Here is a 16,067-nt window from a genome sequence, read left to right on the forward strand (position 1 = left end):
CAAAAAGGAACTAGATAAGGCCGACAGCAGAATCGTTCTCGCTGATCGAGACGATATAGAAAAATATGGCGGAGTGCGATATAGCGTTGGTGGCCCCTGCCCAGGTCCAGATGACGACATGCCACTAGCATCGACGGCATCCCCAATAATCTCCGCAATCATGACTTATGCCGTCTTGGTCGGAGTCATATTATTCGTTCTTTACCTAGGGTACGACCTCTACCGAATAGGTACCTGGATATGGTCACTGTTTTCACAATCGTAAGCAGTTAGTCCCCTAATGCTTGAAATACACTCGAGTACAGTACATGAGCATAAAACCGCCCTTGCCTCCCCAACAGTTTATAGAGCGAGTGCGTCGCTCGTTTCTCATATCGGACGACTTACCGGAGCACCTTCAGGAGGGAGCGCTAAATCTGCAGACGCAGCTGAACGAAGCACTGAGACTTCTTTCGGAAGACCTCTACTCAAAGAAGACGCACTTTGTGCTAGAGCTCATTCAGAACGCCGATGATAACAGCTACCAGCCAGGTAGTACGCCTGAACTGACCTTTAGCATCACGCCAAATCGGCTGACCTTGTCTAACAACGAGGTTGGATTCAGTGAGGAAAACATCAACGCGATTTGTAAAGTGGGAGCGAGCTCGAAGGCAAAGGACAAGCAGCATCATATCGGTGAGAAAGGTATCGGTTTCAAGTCGGTGTTTTCAGTGTCCAACGCACCTGAAATTCATTCGAACGGGTTCCACTTTCGGTTTGATCGAACCGCCTCGACTAACCTTCTCGGCTATGTAATTCCAACCTGGTGCGAAGCACCAGACGATGCACGCCCAGACTACACCACCATTGTCCTGCCTGCCATGGCAGGCTACATCTTCAATGATGCGACCGTCTCTGATTTGGATGCCCGCGTCCTGCTCTTCCTAAATAAGCTACGCCAACTGACCCTCGTTCAAGGTGAAGTCCACCGGCTGTATCAGCGGGCAGACCTCAACGGCATCTCTCAGCTCACTACATCGACGACGACCGCTGATGAGAAATCTATCGAAGTAGGTTTTCGGTACATGCGTGTAACCAAGACCTTTCCGATGGCCGATGAGTTCGCCGACGCGAAGCGACCTGATGTGCATGAATCCACCGTTACCCTGGCGTTCCCGCTGGACGACAACGGTGCAGCCCTACTTGAGCCAGCATCCTATGTGTTCGCGTATCTACCGATCCACCAAGTTGGATTCCGTTTTCCCCTGCACGCGGACTTCATTCTCAACTCCGGGCGGGAGGAAGTCCTGAAGGACAGGCCTTGGAATCAGCGGCTCCGCGACGGCATCGCAGAAACTTTCGTTTCAGCGTTAACTGAGTTCAAAAGGTCCTCTGAGCTTGCTCTTACCTATCTTCGTTATGTGCCGGAAAATACAGACATCGCAGATGACTTTTTCGGAAAAGTACGTCAAGAGATTGTCGACCGCCTAGCCAACGAGGAAAGCATGAAGTCCGCCTCTGGCACATGGCATCGCCCAAGCGCCCTAAGACTCGCTGAGAAAGGGTTTCGCAACCTATTCCCGTCAGCACAGGCATTGTCACTCTTTGGCTTCGACTACGTTGATCCACAAGTTCAAGGTGGACATGTCCTGCTTCGAGAACTTGGCGTCCGCGACGTGGGTCCTTCGGAGATACTGGAGGTATTCAGATCACACCAAGGCTGGTTGATGGAACAACCGCTGGAGTGGCGTGCCAACCTGTACGCCCTAATCGCGGAGGACCTAGCAACATTTGTTAAAGCAGGACTGCTTAAAGTACCCTGCTTGCCAACATCTAGCGGTACTTACGTAACCCCGGCGCAAACGACTGTTTTCTTCCCGTTGGGGCGTAGGAAGAATTATGGATTTGAGCACGAACTCGTCGTGCTGGACGGCGAGCTCTACGATGCGGCACTTGAGCGCTCACCCGAAGTAAGGGAGCTATTCGGCACACTGAAGGTCCGCACTGACGCTCCATACGAGTTGGTGGTTTCGCACATTCTTCCGAAACATGCCGGCGACGCCTGGAAGAAATCCAAGTTCCAAGCGCTGGTTGGACACCTACGGTACGTAAAAGATAAGTTGAGCGCCTTTCTGGAGGGAGCCATCTCCCGAGGGAAGACACACTCGCAAGCCTATCAGATGCTTCGTGAAGGAATGTGGATCGGCACAAAACTCGTCAACCCGAACGGCACATGGACATTCAACCGTATAAACAGTTTATACCTCGGCACGGAATACAAGCCGGATTTTTGTATTGAGACGCTTATTGCTGGAGAGCCTGGCATGGCAAGCTACGTCTCCGCGGCCTACCTTTCGCCGAGCAGTAAGGACATCGATTCCGAAGCGAAGTCTTGGCATGATTTCTTTGTAGCCTTGGGGGTGAGGACATCTCCCGCAGTTGACTCTTTTGGGGGTAACTGGAAGAGCAGCAAAGAACTGGACCTGCTGCTAAACGCTTCAAGTCCAACGATTCGAAGAGAGACGCTTGAGTGCCTCAGCCGGCACTGGTCAATCTATTCCGGCAAGCTCGCCCACAACCTCAGCGCCGGCCGGAACAGGTTCGTCTCAGCGGAGACCTCATTCGCTCGGCAGATTCGGGAGATGGCGGCACCACTGCGCGGGAAAAAGGCGACGATTCCGCTGTCCGAATCCTACTACATGACTGACGAATTACGAGCCACCCTTGGTGATGGGCTGCCTTACATCGATGCCGTAATGATTCCACAGATGCTCGACGACTGCCGAGTAACGCACCATGTGAACGCGGAATCCTTAATCAAGCGCCTCAAGCAATTGAAGCAGAACGATTCTGGCACGACAAAACAGGTTCAAGCAATTTACCGAGTCCTAGAGGGGCGACTCTGGGAGTCAGATGCGTCCTTTATCCGCCAGTCGTTCGGGAACGATGGGCTAATTCAATTAAAAGGGTCCCACAAGGGCTGGTTCAGTCCCAGCGAGGTTTCATGGCTAACTAATGGTCAATTCCTCGACTCCCTGTATCCTCCGATCCAGAGTCTTTACAAAGACTTCCAGGGCTTCTTTATTGAAAAACTTGGCGTGCCTAGATTGCTGCCGATTTCAAAACGAGTGAAAGCTCTGATGCGACTTGTGGAAATCGCCGACAAGGCTACTCGTGAAGCAGAAGCGCTGGCCATCTACAAACGTGCGGAGCAAGCGTTGAAGCCACAGTTTGGGAAAGAAATCGAAGTACCCGACTGGATAGAAACGTTTTCCGAGGAGGCCGTATTCGTCGATCACTGGGGAGAGGTAGTTGGCAACGGCGACCATCTATTCGCCAACGACTCACCTTCGTTAGCAGAGCTCTTCGCGAATGAGGAGGGTTTGTCGTTCCTTGCGGTGCCGTCAGTCGAAGTACCCCGGCTTAACCGACTGCTCAAAGCCGCAGCTGTTGCTAAGCTCTCCGAGTCTGTATCCGTTGAGGTTGAAGGGAGTGGATGCGGTAAGATCGACACTGACCTGACGTCTCGAGTGCGAAGGGCTGTGCCTTATATAGCTCGAGTTCTTTACTCCCGGCAGCCGGAAGCGTTTGAAAGAGCGCTGGAAACAGGAAGGCTGACTGCGTTGTGGAACGTAACTGTCGCAGAAGTCGAAACGATAAATCTACGGGTGAGATTGGGTGAATTCAGTCGCGCTACAACGGCCGACGCAGCTATGACAGATGTGCAGGTGCTCTATCGTACGAACGCGAAGTCGCTAAAGGACAGGGTCGCCGCTGAACTAAGTAGATACCTTGTCGAGACAGTCGATTTCACCGATACCTTCGCGCGGATTCTGCTCGAAAACGATACGGAGGGCATTGAAGAATTTTTGGGTGTTGTGGCCATCAGGCACCTACCGGTCGACCTTGAACGCGCCGTTCGGCAGCGCGAGCTTCCAACCAAAGCCGATATTGAGGCTGCTGGCGAAGATGCTGCAGCAGATGACAGCACCCCAGGCGCTCCCCATGAAGCTTTGTCAGGCTCCGCCTCGGTCACCGCACACAATGGCGCTACCGTCGAGTTGGCAAAAGACGGCGGTACAGGCACTACCACGGCCGAGGAGGAACACTCACTACGCTCGGCAAGTTCTGCCCAACTGCCCTCGCTCACGAAGTCGTCTAGCTCGACTTCACCGATTCCCTCAACACCTATACTGCCAGGACCATTAGTACCACCGCTGACCAATCGGCTCGCCGGTTCGCCAAACCAGCACATGTCAGCGAATGAAAGCAAGGCGCAGATCAAGCTTCCCTCGACTGGCGGCATGCCCCCTCCGTTGCACGATACAGGCTCAGTCGATTCGCAACCGCACATTTCTCCAACTCCCGGTGCTAGTCTAAACGGCGGGGCAACATCTCCTGTCGCCCCATCTTTCGCAAACCCGCCTAACAGCCAGGGGTTAAGCGTACCTTCGCGGGGTGCCCCTGTGCTATCAGGGAGCACAATGCGCCGGCAACCGGCGCAAACCAGGAGCGGTCGGCTCCTGAGCTACGTAGAGGGACCGGCAGCCCCTGACCGACAGGATTCACGAGAAGACCCAGCCAAGGCCGCAGCAAGGGATGCCGTCGGGCGCGCTGCTGTGGCCTATGTCCTGAAGACGCAATCCAAACGTTGGGCCTCCTTGACTGAGATGCCCCATAACAACCCTGGTTTCGACATCCTCGCGAGAGACGACTCTGGGAAGGATGAGTTTATCGAAGTCAAAGGTCAGAGTGGCGCCTGGACCCAAGAGGGTATTGCATTGACTCCTACCGAATTGCTGACCGCGCAAAAGATGAGGGACCGATACTGGCTTTGTGTGGTCGAGTTTGCTCAGGACGAAAAGAGGCGCCAACTTCATTTATTGAAGGACCCATTTGGTCAGGTAAGCCAGTTTAGATTCGACGTGGGATGGAAGGCTATAGCTGAGAACGTGGCCACCTCCCCGATGGTTCCGGAGAAAGGCCTCTATATCGACATCGATGGGGTAGGCCAAGGTCGGATTCTCAGCGTCCGTGGCAAAGGGGCTTTCTATAACGTGCACGTGCTACTAAAGGATGGGAAGCAAGTGAATTCGCTGTTCCACCCCGTCAAGATGAGCCTATCGAAGGAGCCGCTATGGCACGAATGATTCCTCTACTGGATGAAGAACGGCTTCGAGCTATGGTGTCGCGCGCGGAAGCTCGCTTCTATGCGGTATGCCGCGACCAGCTACCGAACGACTTCCTCGTCATATACAGCGCCAACTGGCTCTATCGCGACGGCCGGGGTCGAGTTAACGAAGGGGAAGCGGACTTCACGTTAGTCTCGCCGACTCTAGGCATTCTTGCCGTTGAGGTTAAAGGCGGTGGAGTCCATTTCGACCCTGCCGTCGGCGCATGGCATTCGATAGATCGAAACGGCAGATCGAACCCTATAAAGGACCCCTTCCGACAGGCTTCCAGTGAACGCCACGCGCTCTTGGATCAGATTGCTGGCCATGCAAACTGGCGGCAGTTCGGCGGCGAAAGATTCACTTTAGGGCATGCTGTGGTCTTTCCTGATATCCACGACGCAGTTCCACTGCTCGGGCCTGACCGACAGCGTGACATCGTCGGCGTGAACGCTGACCTTGGCGACGTGTCCGACTGGGTACGCCGTGTAATGCGGTTCTGGCATCAGCCTATCGATGCTCCGCTAGGCGTCCGTGGGGTCCGAGTCATAGAAGGTATTTTGTGCAATCCTATCGACGTGCGGCCCGTGTTGCGTGCTACGGTGGACCAGGCCGAAGCGCACCGGGTTCGCCTGACCGCCAACCAAGCGAAAGTGCTGCGCGTGATTGGTGGCCGTCGCCGGGCTGTCGTGTCCGGTGGAGCCGGCACCGGGAAGACGCTGCTCGCTGTTGAAAAGGCAAAGCAACTCGCTGACCAAGGTCTCAACGTGCTCTTGCTTTGCTACAACCGACCGCTGGCAAATTTCCTGGCTCAAGGACTGCGTGATACCCCGCGGATTCAGGCGCAAAGCTACCACCAACTATGTGATCAGAGAGCCCGCCTGGCTGCTCAGGCGGGTCGTGACGTCTTAGCAGAGGCCACGCAAGCGTACCCTGGTACGGGTGAAAAGCTGCTGTTCGACCTCCAATTACCTTTCGCGCTTGCACTCTCTGCCGAAGTTCTGCAGGAAGGCTTCGACGCTGTAGTGGTAGATGAGGCGCAGGATTTCAGCGACGAATACTGGCTCGGCGTCGAGATGCTGCTAAGCGATCAGGAGCGCGGTCACTTCTACATCTTCATTGATCAGAATCAGGCTCTGTACTCCCGAATCGCGGCGCTGCCCATCGAAGACGAGCCATTTCGCCTGACGATGAACTGTCGCAACACTGCGCCGATTCACGAAGCCGCCTACCGGTTCTACAGGGGCGACGCGATTGATTCACCGGAGCTGCAAGGCCCGCCGATCACGTGGATTAGCCACGATAAAGATGCGGACCAGGCAGACGCCGTCGCTCGACGGGTGCATCAGTGGATCAACGTTGAGGGCATTGAGGCGCAGGATGTCGCTGTCTTAGTGACGAAGCGTCCTAAAGCGTTCTACTACTCACTACTGCAGCAGCGCGCTGATGCCGGAAAGGTACGTTTGGCTATCGAGATGCACAACCAGCGCTCCTCTGTCCTGCTAGATACGGTCGCAAGATTCAAAGGTCTCGAGAGTCAAGCTGTCGTGCTGTGGCTCGGCGACGAAGTGCTAGACGAGGAGTTATGGGAGACCGTATATGTAGGCATCACTAGGGGAAAGACTCTGCTCACAGTAGTTGGCACTCAGAGGTCTCTTCAAACTGTCAAAGAATATGTGTGCGGTTAAATGTCGAGGTGCACTATGTAGAGCTACTCGAAAAATCAGAGGCCGTTACCTAAAACTGTGAACTGTTTAGAAATCAACGTCCAAGTCTACTTAAATATCTCAAATCAAGTCAGATAGTATATGTCAACAAAAACTAAAAAACAGCACTATGTTCCCCAGTTACTTTTACAGCATTTCGAAAATAACGAGCGAGTCTGCGTCTTTGACTCTACTCGAAATTTATTTCGCCAAAACATCGATGTTAAAAACGAATTTGCTCGAAATTATTTTTATGACAAAAGTGGAAAAATAGACCCGCTGCTTAATACTGGGATAGAAACACCTGCAGCACCCTTTATTAGTCGATACGTGGAACAACTAAAAACAAACGGAGTGAATCCTCCAGTTGAAATATTGCGATTTATAACAAATCAATTAATGAGGACACCATCAGCCCTTCGACAAGCATTGGGTGCTATAGAAGCCTATTCTAGTTCAGTAATCAAGCAAATAGGAGAACTGCATGGATTCCCAGAGGAAATCACCAAGAATATAAAACTTGAACCCAAAGACCCTAAGGCAATATTGGCGTATATTACGGCTACTAGCATTATTCAATGGCCACTTATAGAAGACCTTGGTCAACGGCTGTTGATTAACAACACGCAAATTCCATTTATTATTTCTGACCACCCTGTTGTTCAGTACAATAAATATCTTCAAAACTGCAAAAATCCGGCAAAAACGTCGTTACCAGCCCGTGGACTGATTATATTTTTACCAATTTCACCTAAGGTAACTTTATGTCTATTCGACCAGGAAGTCTACCGATTTAAAAATCGGACTCAGCCCACCACAGAAATTTCGACCAAGGAGGACGTTGATATTTTAAATAGCCTTCAGGCGATGAATAGGGAAGATTCCATTATATTTTCACACGAATCGGACGAGTCCTACGTAAGATGTCTGTGTCATAAATTCAAGCCCAATTCACTTCATACAATCCAGTCGAGAAAAGCACCAATTGTGCTTTTACGCAATGGTAAGAATGCGGCGGATCATTTTATTTGGAGAGTACAAACTAATATTCCGAAGTGGATTTCTATCGTAACGGTAAGAAAGAAGGCCAAAGAAAATCAAGACATATACTCTCACAGACTTCCCGAGGCAGTAGCTCGGCAAAAAATAATCATGGAAAATTTTGAAAAAAAATGGCAGGAAGAGGCGGAGAAAGAAGGACTTGTTCCAAAATAAACCACCCACTTGCTTTCCTCGCCTACATCGTCGCTAATGAGGCAAGGATGCCTGGATGACTCACGGATGGCCACCCAGGGCTTATGGCTAAACTGCCTAGGCCGGTACTAAAAAATCGTGTGTTCGGCGCGGTCGCAGGCGACGAACACGAATTGCATCCAAAGTCCCGGCCTCGGCCATCAGTAGGGCATAAAAATCTTCAGCACGAACTGCCTGAGTGTCGGCTGGCCTGATGCGAATTAATGGTAACCCTGCTAGCTTGAACAATAAGTTTTTCAGTTCATCCCGCTCGCGCGCTTCGTCGCTGTCGTGGTGCGCCGAGTCGAGTTCAAAACCCATGACAGGGTCTTCATCCGTCGTGCACAACAGTAAATCTACTTGGGCCAACAAGGCAAAATTGCGGGCGCGGAGCGGCAGCGTAGCTTCCAGTTTTTCGATGTCGATGAAGTTCTTCAGTGGGACATTGGGATATGCCTGCAGCGATGGAAAATACTGCCGCACCGCACGCAGGAATTCATATTCCTGTTGGCTCGCGCAGACGTTTTTACGAAAATCAAAAGCGTCCACTGCCGACCATGTTCCGACAGTAAACGAACTAGCGATAGCAACCCGCTTCAGTTCGGTGGGTTGGTTCTCGCCTGCACCGTCCAGCATATTTGAAGGGGGCCTGTGCCGCTGCTTGTAGTCATGCGACTTCAAGTCAGAAAACGTAGCAAGCGCTGGAACTGGCACGCTAGCACTTGGCTCGACCAATCGGACCGCATCATTAATGCGAAGGTTGATGGCCTCCAAAAGGTCATTGTCCACCAGCAGAAGCCAGTTATCGCGAACCAGGCGCCACAATAGAACAACGTCGGCGGCGGCCAGCTTATTCGCGTTGAACGCCGCCCGTAGCACCGACGGAAACACTCGCTGGGTTAAGCCCGTGACGATTGGGTCAACGCCGTTGTGCTGACGGTAGACCTGATAGTCGAGCAGAAACTTGCCGACGTCCCCCTTCTCCAGAAGGAAGCGCAGGTTCTCAATATCCGGGTTCATTGCGCACCTCCTACACGTTCAAAGCGCAGAAACAATGCATTACCGGATGCCCACGGCCAAGCTTTCACGCCCGGAATCTCCGGGATAATTCCTTTGGTCGAGTGCAAATACGGGATGGTCGCGGCACGAATTGCCAAGCCTAAAGCACCGACGCCTAGCCGGAATTCTTCAGCTTCCGTAGCCCAGACTAAATGGGGCAATTCGCGTTCACTTCGTAGGCCGCCAGCATCAGTGAACAGCTTCTGTGCATGAAGGCCACTCGCAAACTCATCCACGACCTCCCTCAGCGCAGTAGCATGCTGCTCATCCAGGCCTGCGGGCACCACATAGACGACCTTATCCACGCGCTGCATCAGTGCCCGCAGCAACCCGTCATCGCCAACGCGAACCATTTCAGAAACATTAGGCTTCGCGAAGACCATATTGGGTTTGTCGACCTGAAGATTCTCGAGAAACTGGAACACAAACCCGACCGGCAAAACGTTCGCCATTGGCACCGGTTCGAGCTCAAACTTCTCGATATAGCTATCCCATGTCAGCCCCGCCTTGTTCAGTTCATGCAAAACGAAGTGCAAGTCAATGCGATAGGCGTCGGGAAGCCCGTTAAGGTAATCAAGCCGCTTGGAATGTTCGCGATGCTTGAAACTCTTCCCGTGGATGCGCTTCGCAAGGTGGTAGCGGCCTTGCAATCGGTCACAGTCCGCGACACTGATTTGGCGTGTTACACGCCCTGGCACATAAGCATCTGGCTTCAAGGTTTCGACCGACCACACGTAGCGGATGCCGTTGACGTACCACGCCCCGACGCCATCCTTGGGTACAGTAATGTGCAAGGTGGGCATCTCATTTGATTCGTCATCGCGCATAGATAGTTCCAGCTGATACCAGCAAGACAGCTCGTCACCTCGCGCTATCTCGTAGCCACTGTGGGGGTCATCCTCATCGTCTTCCCGCATCAGAACAAGTTCCGAGTTAACAACGTCCTTCACCGTGACGGCCGTAGGGTGGCCTGGAATATCCTGAGAATTGGCACACAAGCGTAGCGCTTCATAGCCATCAAGGACTGCGTGGCCGTTTTCTTCAAGGTGGCGTCGTAGCTTTGCGAGCGCTGCCGGCGCACCATCAAGCCACTGCGGATCGTCTACACCTGATGTGATGACCGCTAGCGGCCAATCCTGAGGGCGCTGCTGGACTTCGCCCTTTGCAGACGGCACAGGGGTAGTGAAGCTGATTACTCCAACCGTGAAACCCAGTTTCAGGACCCCGAGCGGCAATTGTCCTCGGGCACGCAGCCGGTCGACCCATTTGCGCAAGTCGTCGGCCAGCTGATCCCATGAATCGAACTGCGAATCCTTTACCTGACCGGTATCAAACGCTGAGAACACGAGTCGACGAACGTCATCGTTCTGATAGGTATGCAAGCTGTCAAATCCGTACAGGCCCGCAGCAGCATGCAGCGCAGGGATGTGCTTCAGCTTGATGCGGTGTGTCTTCAAGACCACCATCAAGCGCTTGGCCACCGAGTTAAGGGCCTCGCCAGGCTGCAGGTTTAACTGCCGGATGACGTCACGTGCGCCGTTCATAGTGAAGTTCGGCGCCTTAGCTTTAACGAACGTCCACAATGACGCTGCTTGCGCTTCAAGGGTAGGCAGGATACGTGTTGGCCCGTAGGCCGAGGTAGAGGCTTTCATTGGATGAGCTCCGATTAAGGAAAGTCATGAACGGCACGCGTTGTTCGGCTTTCCAGAGTTCAACCAAAGCCGGTGAAGACAAGGAAGACTACATACTGGTTTTGCCAGGCCGGACAAGATATCCGGTGCGTGCACTGACGGGAGCAACTCACCCACGGTTCGGCTGAACCGTTTTTTTATACTACTGAAGTGTGAGGACGCTTGTCAAGGAGTTAGTGACTTGATTCTGGCGTCGACTACCAATCGCCCATAAATGCAACATTTACAACAACTAATGGTATCATGCAGAAATTGTTTTCTTGAAACTGTTAGCGACTATTCCGGCTCGGTGTCCGGCAGAGACACAGCAAGATTCCCTCGATAACGAAGCAGAAAACACAAAATAACCTAAGTGTGCAGGTCCAATCCAGGGAGAGCAGCAAGTGTGGTCAGATAATGAAACAACAACTGATTATTTAAATTTCGGGGTAGTAGCCGACGCTTGCACACAACTTCTGAAGCAGGCCAGCGGCGCTCCAATTTCAGTGGGCATCTCTGGGGGATGGGGCGCAGGCAAAACCTCCCTGGTTCGCATGATCGAAAGTCGCCTTATTCAGTCAGCGATCCCTGGTCAAAATACATACGTTGTTGTCACCTTCAATCCTTGGCTTTACCAAGACTTCGAGGGGGCTCGAAGCGCGCTGCTCCAGATCGTGGGCGACGAGGTGCTTAAGCTAGCAGCCTCCAATGAAAAACTGGCAGCGAAGGCCAAGCGCCTTCTCAAGCGGATCAACCTCCTTCGCCTCGCGCAACTTGGCGGAGAGGCCGCGATTACCCTATACACCGGTGTACCCGTAGGAGCCATCGGGAAGGCCATCTCCAAGGTCGGCGGCTTCCTGGGGCTGGGTGGTGATGATACCGAAGATGAAGCAGACGAGAAGGATAGTGACAAGGGAGATAAAGGTAAGGATAATGATCTCATCAAGCCTGCCGAACCCTTATCGCTCCCAAATGAAATACAGGCGTTTCGCAGTGCGTTAGAGGAGCTCTTGGAAGAGCTAAAAGTCACGCTGGTGGTTTTCGTTGACGATCTGGATCGCTGCCTACCCAAGACCGCAATATCGACCCTCGAATCAATTCGTCTTCTTCTGTTTCTCAAGCGAAGCGCCTTCGTCATTGCGGCAGACAACGAGTTTATCCGCGGCGCCGTGCGCGTACATTTCGAAGGTACGAACATAACGAGCGAGGTAGCGACCAACTACTTTGACAAGCTTATCCAAGTTCCCTTGCACGTGCCCCGTCTGGGGACCAATGAAACCAAAGCCTATCTTGCACTTCTCCTTATGGAGCGAGCGCATGCAGAAGGCCACTTCAGTCAAGAGGCATTCGATGCCGCACGCAAGGCGATTCCGGAGCGATTGCAGTCAAGTTGGCGGGGAGATGCCGTAACAACCGAATTCTTACAGGGCTTGGTTGGTGGCGACAACACCCGGATGGTCGAGTTGATGAAGTTGGCCGAAGGGCTAGCACCATTACTAACTCAATCCAGCGCTGTCAATGGCAACCCGCGGCTAATGAAGCGATTCCTAAACACGGTCTATCTTCGGGCGGCGCTCGCGACACCGCAAGGAATCGAGCTCGACATACCATCGTTGGCCAAATGGCACTTGGTAGAGCGCTGCAATGAAGACCTCGCAAATGCCCTTAGTGCTATGGTCACGTCCGCATCCGATGGCCGCATTGACGCATTGCGTGAAGCGGAAGCGACCGCAGCCGATCCAGTGGCCCCGCTGCCCAAACCATTCGGCGAGGATGCATTCGCACGAGAGTGGCTTCAACTGCAGCCAGCCCTCGGCGAGACCGACTTGCGCCCTCTGCTCCACCTCAGCAGAGATACCGCGACGAGGGACTTCGGCGCAGACAACATGAGTCCTGAGGGGCGTGCTCTGCGTGATGCACTCGTTGCCGCTACCAGTTCCAACGTCCAGCTAACCCAAGCCATTCAAGCCGCAGGTCCAATTCAGGCCGAGATGGCAATGGTTCGTGCTTGGCAGCTCAAAGCTGCAAAACGCACTTGGCGAGCTGGAGCAGACGTAGTTTTGCTTGTCGAGACCTGCAAAGTATTCCATCAGCTCGGGCCGAAAGCGGCATCGCTATTAAGCGAAGCCCGTGTAAACGAAGTGGGCCCCGGAATTATTCCTCAGCTCTATGCGCAGACATGGGCCAAGCCTATCGTTGAGAAGTGGGGGCAGTCGGCGTCCATCGGTGGGACCGCAAAGGCTGCGATTGAGCGCGCCCAGAAAGGAAACAAGTGATGGGTACCTCGACTTCAAGTTCCGGTGGTAAAGGCGGTTCCCCATTCGATCCCGAGTGGTTGGCACCCGACACATCGCCCGGTAACGGCGATCCGGGTGACGACGCGCCACCGGGAGATACAGACGGCGATGGCGATGGCGATGGTAACGACAGTGGTAGTGATGCCTCCCAAGGCGGCGCCGGCCAAGACGATGCCGCGTATGCGCCAAACCGCCGCTTTGCTAACGCGCGCAGCCAGATGTCAGCCTATCTGGCTGGAGGTGGCCGCGAATCGCTGCGCTCTGCAACGAAGAGCATGGTCAACAAAGGCATGGGGGGGGCCAAACGCGCCGCGTCCACTATGCGTGGCACAGCAAAAGGCGCCGGCGCTCTGGGCGAGTTCCTCGCGTCAGCAAGGGATCGATCTGACGCAAGGGTCGCAGATTGGGTTGATCGCGCACGCCAAGCTAACCTTTCAGCCGATGACCTCATCCTTGAATTGGTCAAAGAGGTTCTCCCTGACGCAGGAAGCACAGATGACGAGTCTTTGCGGAACGCAGCCGCAGAAGCGCTTGGTCAACTTTACGAACTCAACCCGGGGATCGACATCTTCTCGTTGACCGACACTCAAATTCATGACGTGATGGCCATTACGATTGCCAGTGATGTCTGCAACCGGATGGACCTCCAGCTGGGGCAGACATATGAACGCCTGAAGTACAGTCCGGAGCAGATTCAGCTCTATCGAAAAGATATTCGGGAATACGTGCAATCGGAGGTTCGAGTTGTCATGGAGCGCCGCGGTCCTGCGAGCCGTGACCCCAAGCAGCTCGCTTATGAAGTTTTACAGTCAACGCTGGAGGTATTCGCCTCATGAAATTTATATGTACATCCGTTGAAAAATTGCCAGCTGACTTGGCACCAGGCGAGCGCGCGTTCACTCTGTTCAAGAGTGCCAAGCGCCAAGGAGTGGGAACCATTGCAAAGGGATGGCGAGGCTCTCTCAAGCGTAAGGGCTTCGCACCATCCACCCCGGCTTGGGACTTTGTTCAATTTTGCTTGTCAGTCTGCGCTGCAGACCTCGCAGGTCTACGTCGCACAAGTTCAGACGGCTGGACCCGCACGATAGAGCTGACCGTTGGACTCCAAGAACCCTTGCTCTGGAGTCCGCTGAAGGCCCACGCTGAAGCGATGCTCAAAGTCCTGACCGGTGACTATTGGACGCTCCATTTCGTCGAGGGCGGAGTGGCCCCGCCAAACGGGCGTGGGCAACCTCTTGATCGGGATTGCATCTCACTGCTTTCTGGTGGCTTGGATAGCCTCATAGGTGGCATTGACTTGGTTAGCCAAGGACGTCGGCCGCTTCTGGTTTCGCAACTAGCCCACGAAGACTCCGAGCGGCAGCGGCGTTACGCCTCAACACTTGGTGGCGGGTCAACTCACATGCAGTGGAGCCACGGCATAAGCTTCACCGGACCTCGTGAACCATCAACTCGCGGCCGGTCCCTGGCCTTTTATGGCTTTGCGATCCTTGCAGCCTCCAGAATTGCTGGCAACCCCGTTGAAGTCGTCATCCCCGAGAACGGCCTCATCTGCATAAATCCACCACTTGTACCAGGCCGTGTTGCGAGCTTGAGTACCCGAACTACGCATCCACAGTTCATCGCAATGCTACAAGAACTGCTGGACCGATTGGGCGTCTCCGTACGGCTCGAACTACCCTATCGCTTTAAGACGAAAGGCGAAATGCTACGCGAGTGTCAAGACCAGGCATTGCTCAGCACCTTGGCAGCGGATTCCACCAGCTGCGGTCGATTCCGCACCTACAACCGAGTGCATTGCGGACGTTGCGTACCTTGCATGATCCGGAAGAGCGCATTCCTCGCATGGGGCCCCGGTCGTGATACCACCAACTATGTGCATTCATCACTCGCAGGCTCAAATAAGGCCAGCGGTCCAGATGACCCGATGGCGGCCGCATTGGCCGTCCTGACCGTGCGTGAACAAGGTATCGACCGATTCTTGGGCGCGACCTTAGCGTTTGCGCCGGCCACTGAAAGGGCCAGCTACAGACGCGTACTTCAATCCGGCATGACTGAGCTCGAGGCACTGCTGCAAGCGGACGGCATTTTATGATGGACTTCCACTGTCATCTCGACCTCTATCCCAAGGCCAGAGAAGTCTATGCAGAGGCCCTCCATCGCAACGAATTCACTTGGCTGGTCACGACCAGTCCCAAAGCGTTTGACGCCACCTCGCGAGTGTTGGGCAGTTCGCCAAAGGTACTCATTACACCAGGTCTACATCCTGAAATTGCCCACGAACGGGCCACAGAGCTGGAACTGCTGCTCAGTCAAATCCCAACTGCACTAGCTGTCGGTGAAGTGGGATTGGATGGGTCACCTCGATTCAAGAAGCACTACGAGGTTCAGTGCAAAATATTTGAAGCCGTCGTTCGACGGTGCGCCGAGTCAGGCGGCCGTGTTCTCAGCATTCATTCGCGCCGCGCCGTGAAGGATGTGCTGGCACTGCTGCAGAAATACCCTGGCTTCGGCACGGCCGTCATGCACTGGTTCTCAGGAACCCCGACCGAGCTTAAAGCTGCCGAAGCACAGGGATGTTGGTTTAGTGTTGGGCCGGCGATGTTCGAGACCGCTAACGGAAGGTCTCTCGCAGCCAAGATGCCTCGAAACCGCGTGGTGCCGGAGAGCGATGGTCCGTTTGCAACCGTCGAGGGCAAGATGGTGATGCCGTGGAGCGCGGACGACACGGCCAGGCACCTAAGCGCGCTATGGGGCATCTCGGTCGACGAAGCAAAGACGCAGCTCACGAATAACAGCGAGGCTCTACTAACGCTAATAGGACATCCCTAGCGAAAGCTAATGACGGAAGGCGCTTGGAACGCCCCGCAAGACTAGGGGCTGTGAAGCTCAACGTTAATCTCCATGACGACGTGCTCAGTAGGCACGCAGCGCTACCGCATCTTATCCTTT

9 protein-coding genes are annotated in these 16,067 nt (G+C 53.9%); 7 read left to right on the plus strand and 2 right to left on the minus strand.

The features are described from left to right. Positions 1-308 precede the first annotated feature (308 nt). The 3 genes from GJ698_RS06535 (at position 309) to GJ698_RS06545 (ending at position 8,071) form a co-directional block, all read left to right on the plus strand. Positions 309-5,129 carry a sacsin N-terminal ATP-binding-like domain-containing protein gene (locus GJ698_RS06535; protein ID WP_154356811.1) on the plus strand — a complete coding sequence of 1,607 codons (4,821 nt, stop codon included), beginning with the start codon at positions 309-311 and terminating at the stop codon, positions 5,127-5,129. Further along, positions 5,117-6,838 carry a nuclease-related domain-containing DEAD/DEAH box helicase gene (locus tag GJ698_RS06540; RefSeq protein ID WP_154356812.1) on the plus strand — a complete coding sequence of 574 codons (1,722 nt, stop codon included), beginning with the start codon at positions 5,117-5,119 and terminating at the stop codon, positions 6,836-6,838. Before GJ698_RS06535 ends, GJ698_RS06540 begins: the two co-directional genes overlap by 13 nt. 120 nt (positions 6,839-6,958) lie before the next feature. Continuing rightward, positions 6,959-8,071 carry a DUF4238 domain-containing protein gene (locus GJ698_RS06545; RefSeq protein WP_154356813.1) on the plus strand — a complete coding sequence of 371 codons (1,113 nt, stop codon included), beginning with the start codon at positions 6,959-6,961 and terminating at the stop codon, positions 8,069-8,071. Between the two features lie 96 nt (positions 8,072-8,167). Here the strand turns inward: GJ698_RS06545 and GJ698_RS06550 are convergent, their stop codons facing one another. Both GJ698_RS06550 and GJ698_RS06555 read right to left on the minus strand, forming a co-directional pair. Next, a complete protein-coding gene (locus GJ698_RS06550; RefSeq protein ID WP_154356814.1) occupies positions 8,168-9,109 on the minus strand; it encodes a DUF2726 domain-containing protein in 942 nt (313 codons plus the stop codon). Then, positions 9,106-10,800, minus strand: coding sequence for a hypothetical protein (locus tag GJ698_RS06555; protein WP_154356815.1), 1,695 nt, complete (start codon positions 10,798-10,800; stop codon positions 9,106-9,108). The genes GJ698_RS06550 and GJ698_RS06555 overlap by 4 nt, the downstream gene beginning before the upstream one ends. A 422-nt stretch (positions 10,801-11,222) precedes the next feature. On the opposite strand from GJ698_RS06555, the gene GJ698_RS06560 reads away from it, so the two are divergent. The 4 genes from GJ698_RS06560 to qatD are packed head-to-tail and all read left to right on the plus strand — an operon-like array spanning position 11,223 to position 15,947. After that, positions 11,223-13,094 (plus strand): KAP family P-loop NTPase fold protein, encoded by a 1,872-nt coding sequence (locus GJ698_RS06560; protein ID WP_208023782.1) that lies wholly within the window; start codon positions 11,223-11,225, stop codon positions 13,092-13,094. Continuing rightward, on the plus strand, positions 13,094-13,951 hold the full coding sequence (gene qatB, locus GJ698_RS06565; protein WP_154356816.1) for a Qat anti-phage system associated protein QatB: 858 nt from the start codon (positions 13,094-13,096) through the stop codon (positions 13,949-13,951). The genes GJ698_RS06560 and qatB overlap by 1 nt, the downstream gene beginning before the upstream one ends. Continuing rightward, complete coding sequence (qatC, locus tag GJ698_RS06570) at positions 13,948-15,210, plus strand: Qat anti-phage system QueC-like protein QatC (RefSeq protein WP_154356817.1); 1,263 nt, start codon at positions 13,948-13,950, stop codon at positions 15,208-15,210. Before qatB ends, qatC begins: the two co-directional genes overlap by 4 nt. Beyond that, positions 15,207-15,947, plus strand: coding sequence for a Qat anti-phage system TatD family nuclease QatD (qatD, locus tag GJ698_RS06575; protein ID WP_229259862.1), 741 nt, complete (start codon positions 15,207-15,209; stop codon positions 15,945-15,947). The genes qatC and qatD overlap by 4 nt, the downstream gene beginning before the upstream one ends. Positions 15,948-16,067: the final 120 nt, after the last annotated feature.

This window comes from Duganella aquatilis, assembly GCF_009674565.1.
GTDB classification, from domain to species: Bacteria; Pseudomonadota; Gammaproteobacteria; order Burkholderiales; family Burkholderiaceae_D; genus Rugamonas; species Rugamonas aquatilis.

What these genes read in the sequence shown, in the direction of transcription:
- GJ698_RS06550 (WP_154356814.1), bottom strand. Translation starts at nt 9,109, where the DNA reads ATGAACCCGGATATTGAGAACCTGCGCTTCCTTCTGGAGAAGGGGGAC.
- qatD (WP_229259862.1), top strand. Translation starts at nt 15,207, where the DNA reads ATGATGGACTTCCACTGTCATCTCGACCTCTATCCCAAGGCCAGAGAA.
- GJ698_RS06555 (WP_154356815.1), bottom strand. Translation starts at nt 10,800, where the DNA reads ATGAAAGCCTCTACCTCGGCCTACGGGCCAACACGTATCCTGCCTACC.
- qatB (WP_154356816.1), top strand. Translation starts at nt 13,094, where the DNA reads ATGGGTACCTCGACTTCAAGTTCCGGTGGTAAAGGCGGTTCCCCATTC.
- GJ698_RS06545 (WP_154356813.1), top strand. Translation starts at nt 6,959, where the DNA reads ATGTCAACAAAAACTAAAAAACAGCACTATGTTCCCCAGTTACTTTTA.
- GJ698_RS06535 (WP_154356811.1), top strand. Translation starts at nt 309, where the DNA reads ATGAGCATAAAACCGCCCTTGCCTCCCCAACAGTTTATAGAGCGAGTG.
- qatC (WP_154356817.1), top strand. Translation starts at nt 13,948, where the DNA reads ATGAAATTTATATGTACATCCGTTGAAAAATTGCCAGCTGACTTGGCA.
- GJ698_RS06540 (WP_154356812.1), top strand. Translation starts at nt 5,117, where the DNA reads ATGGCACGAATGATTCCTCTACTGGATGAAGAACGGCTTCGAGCTATG.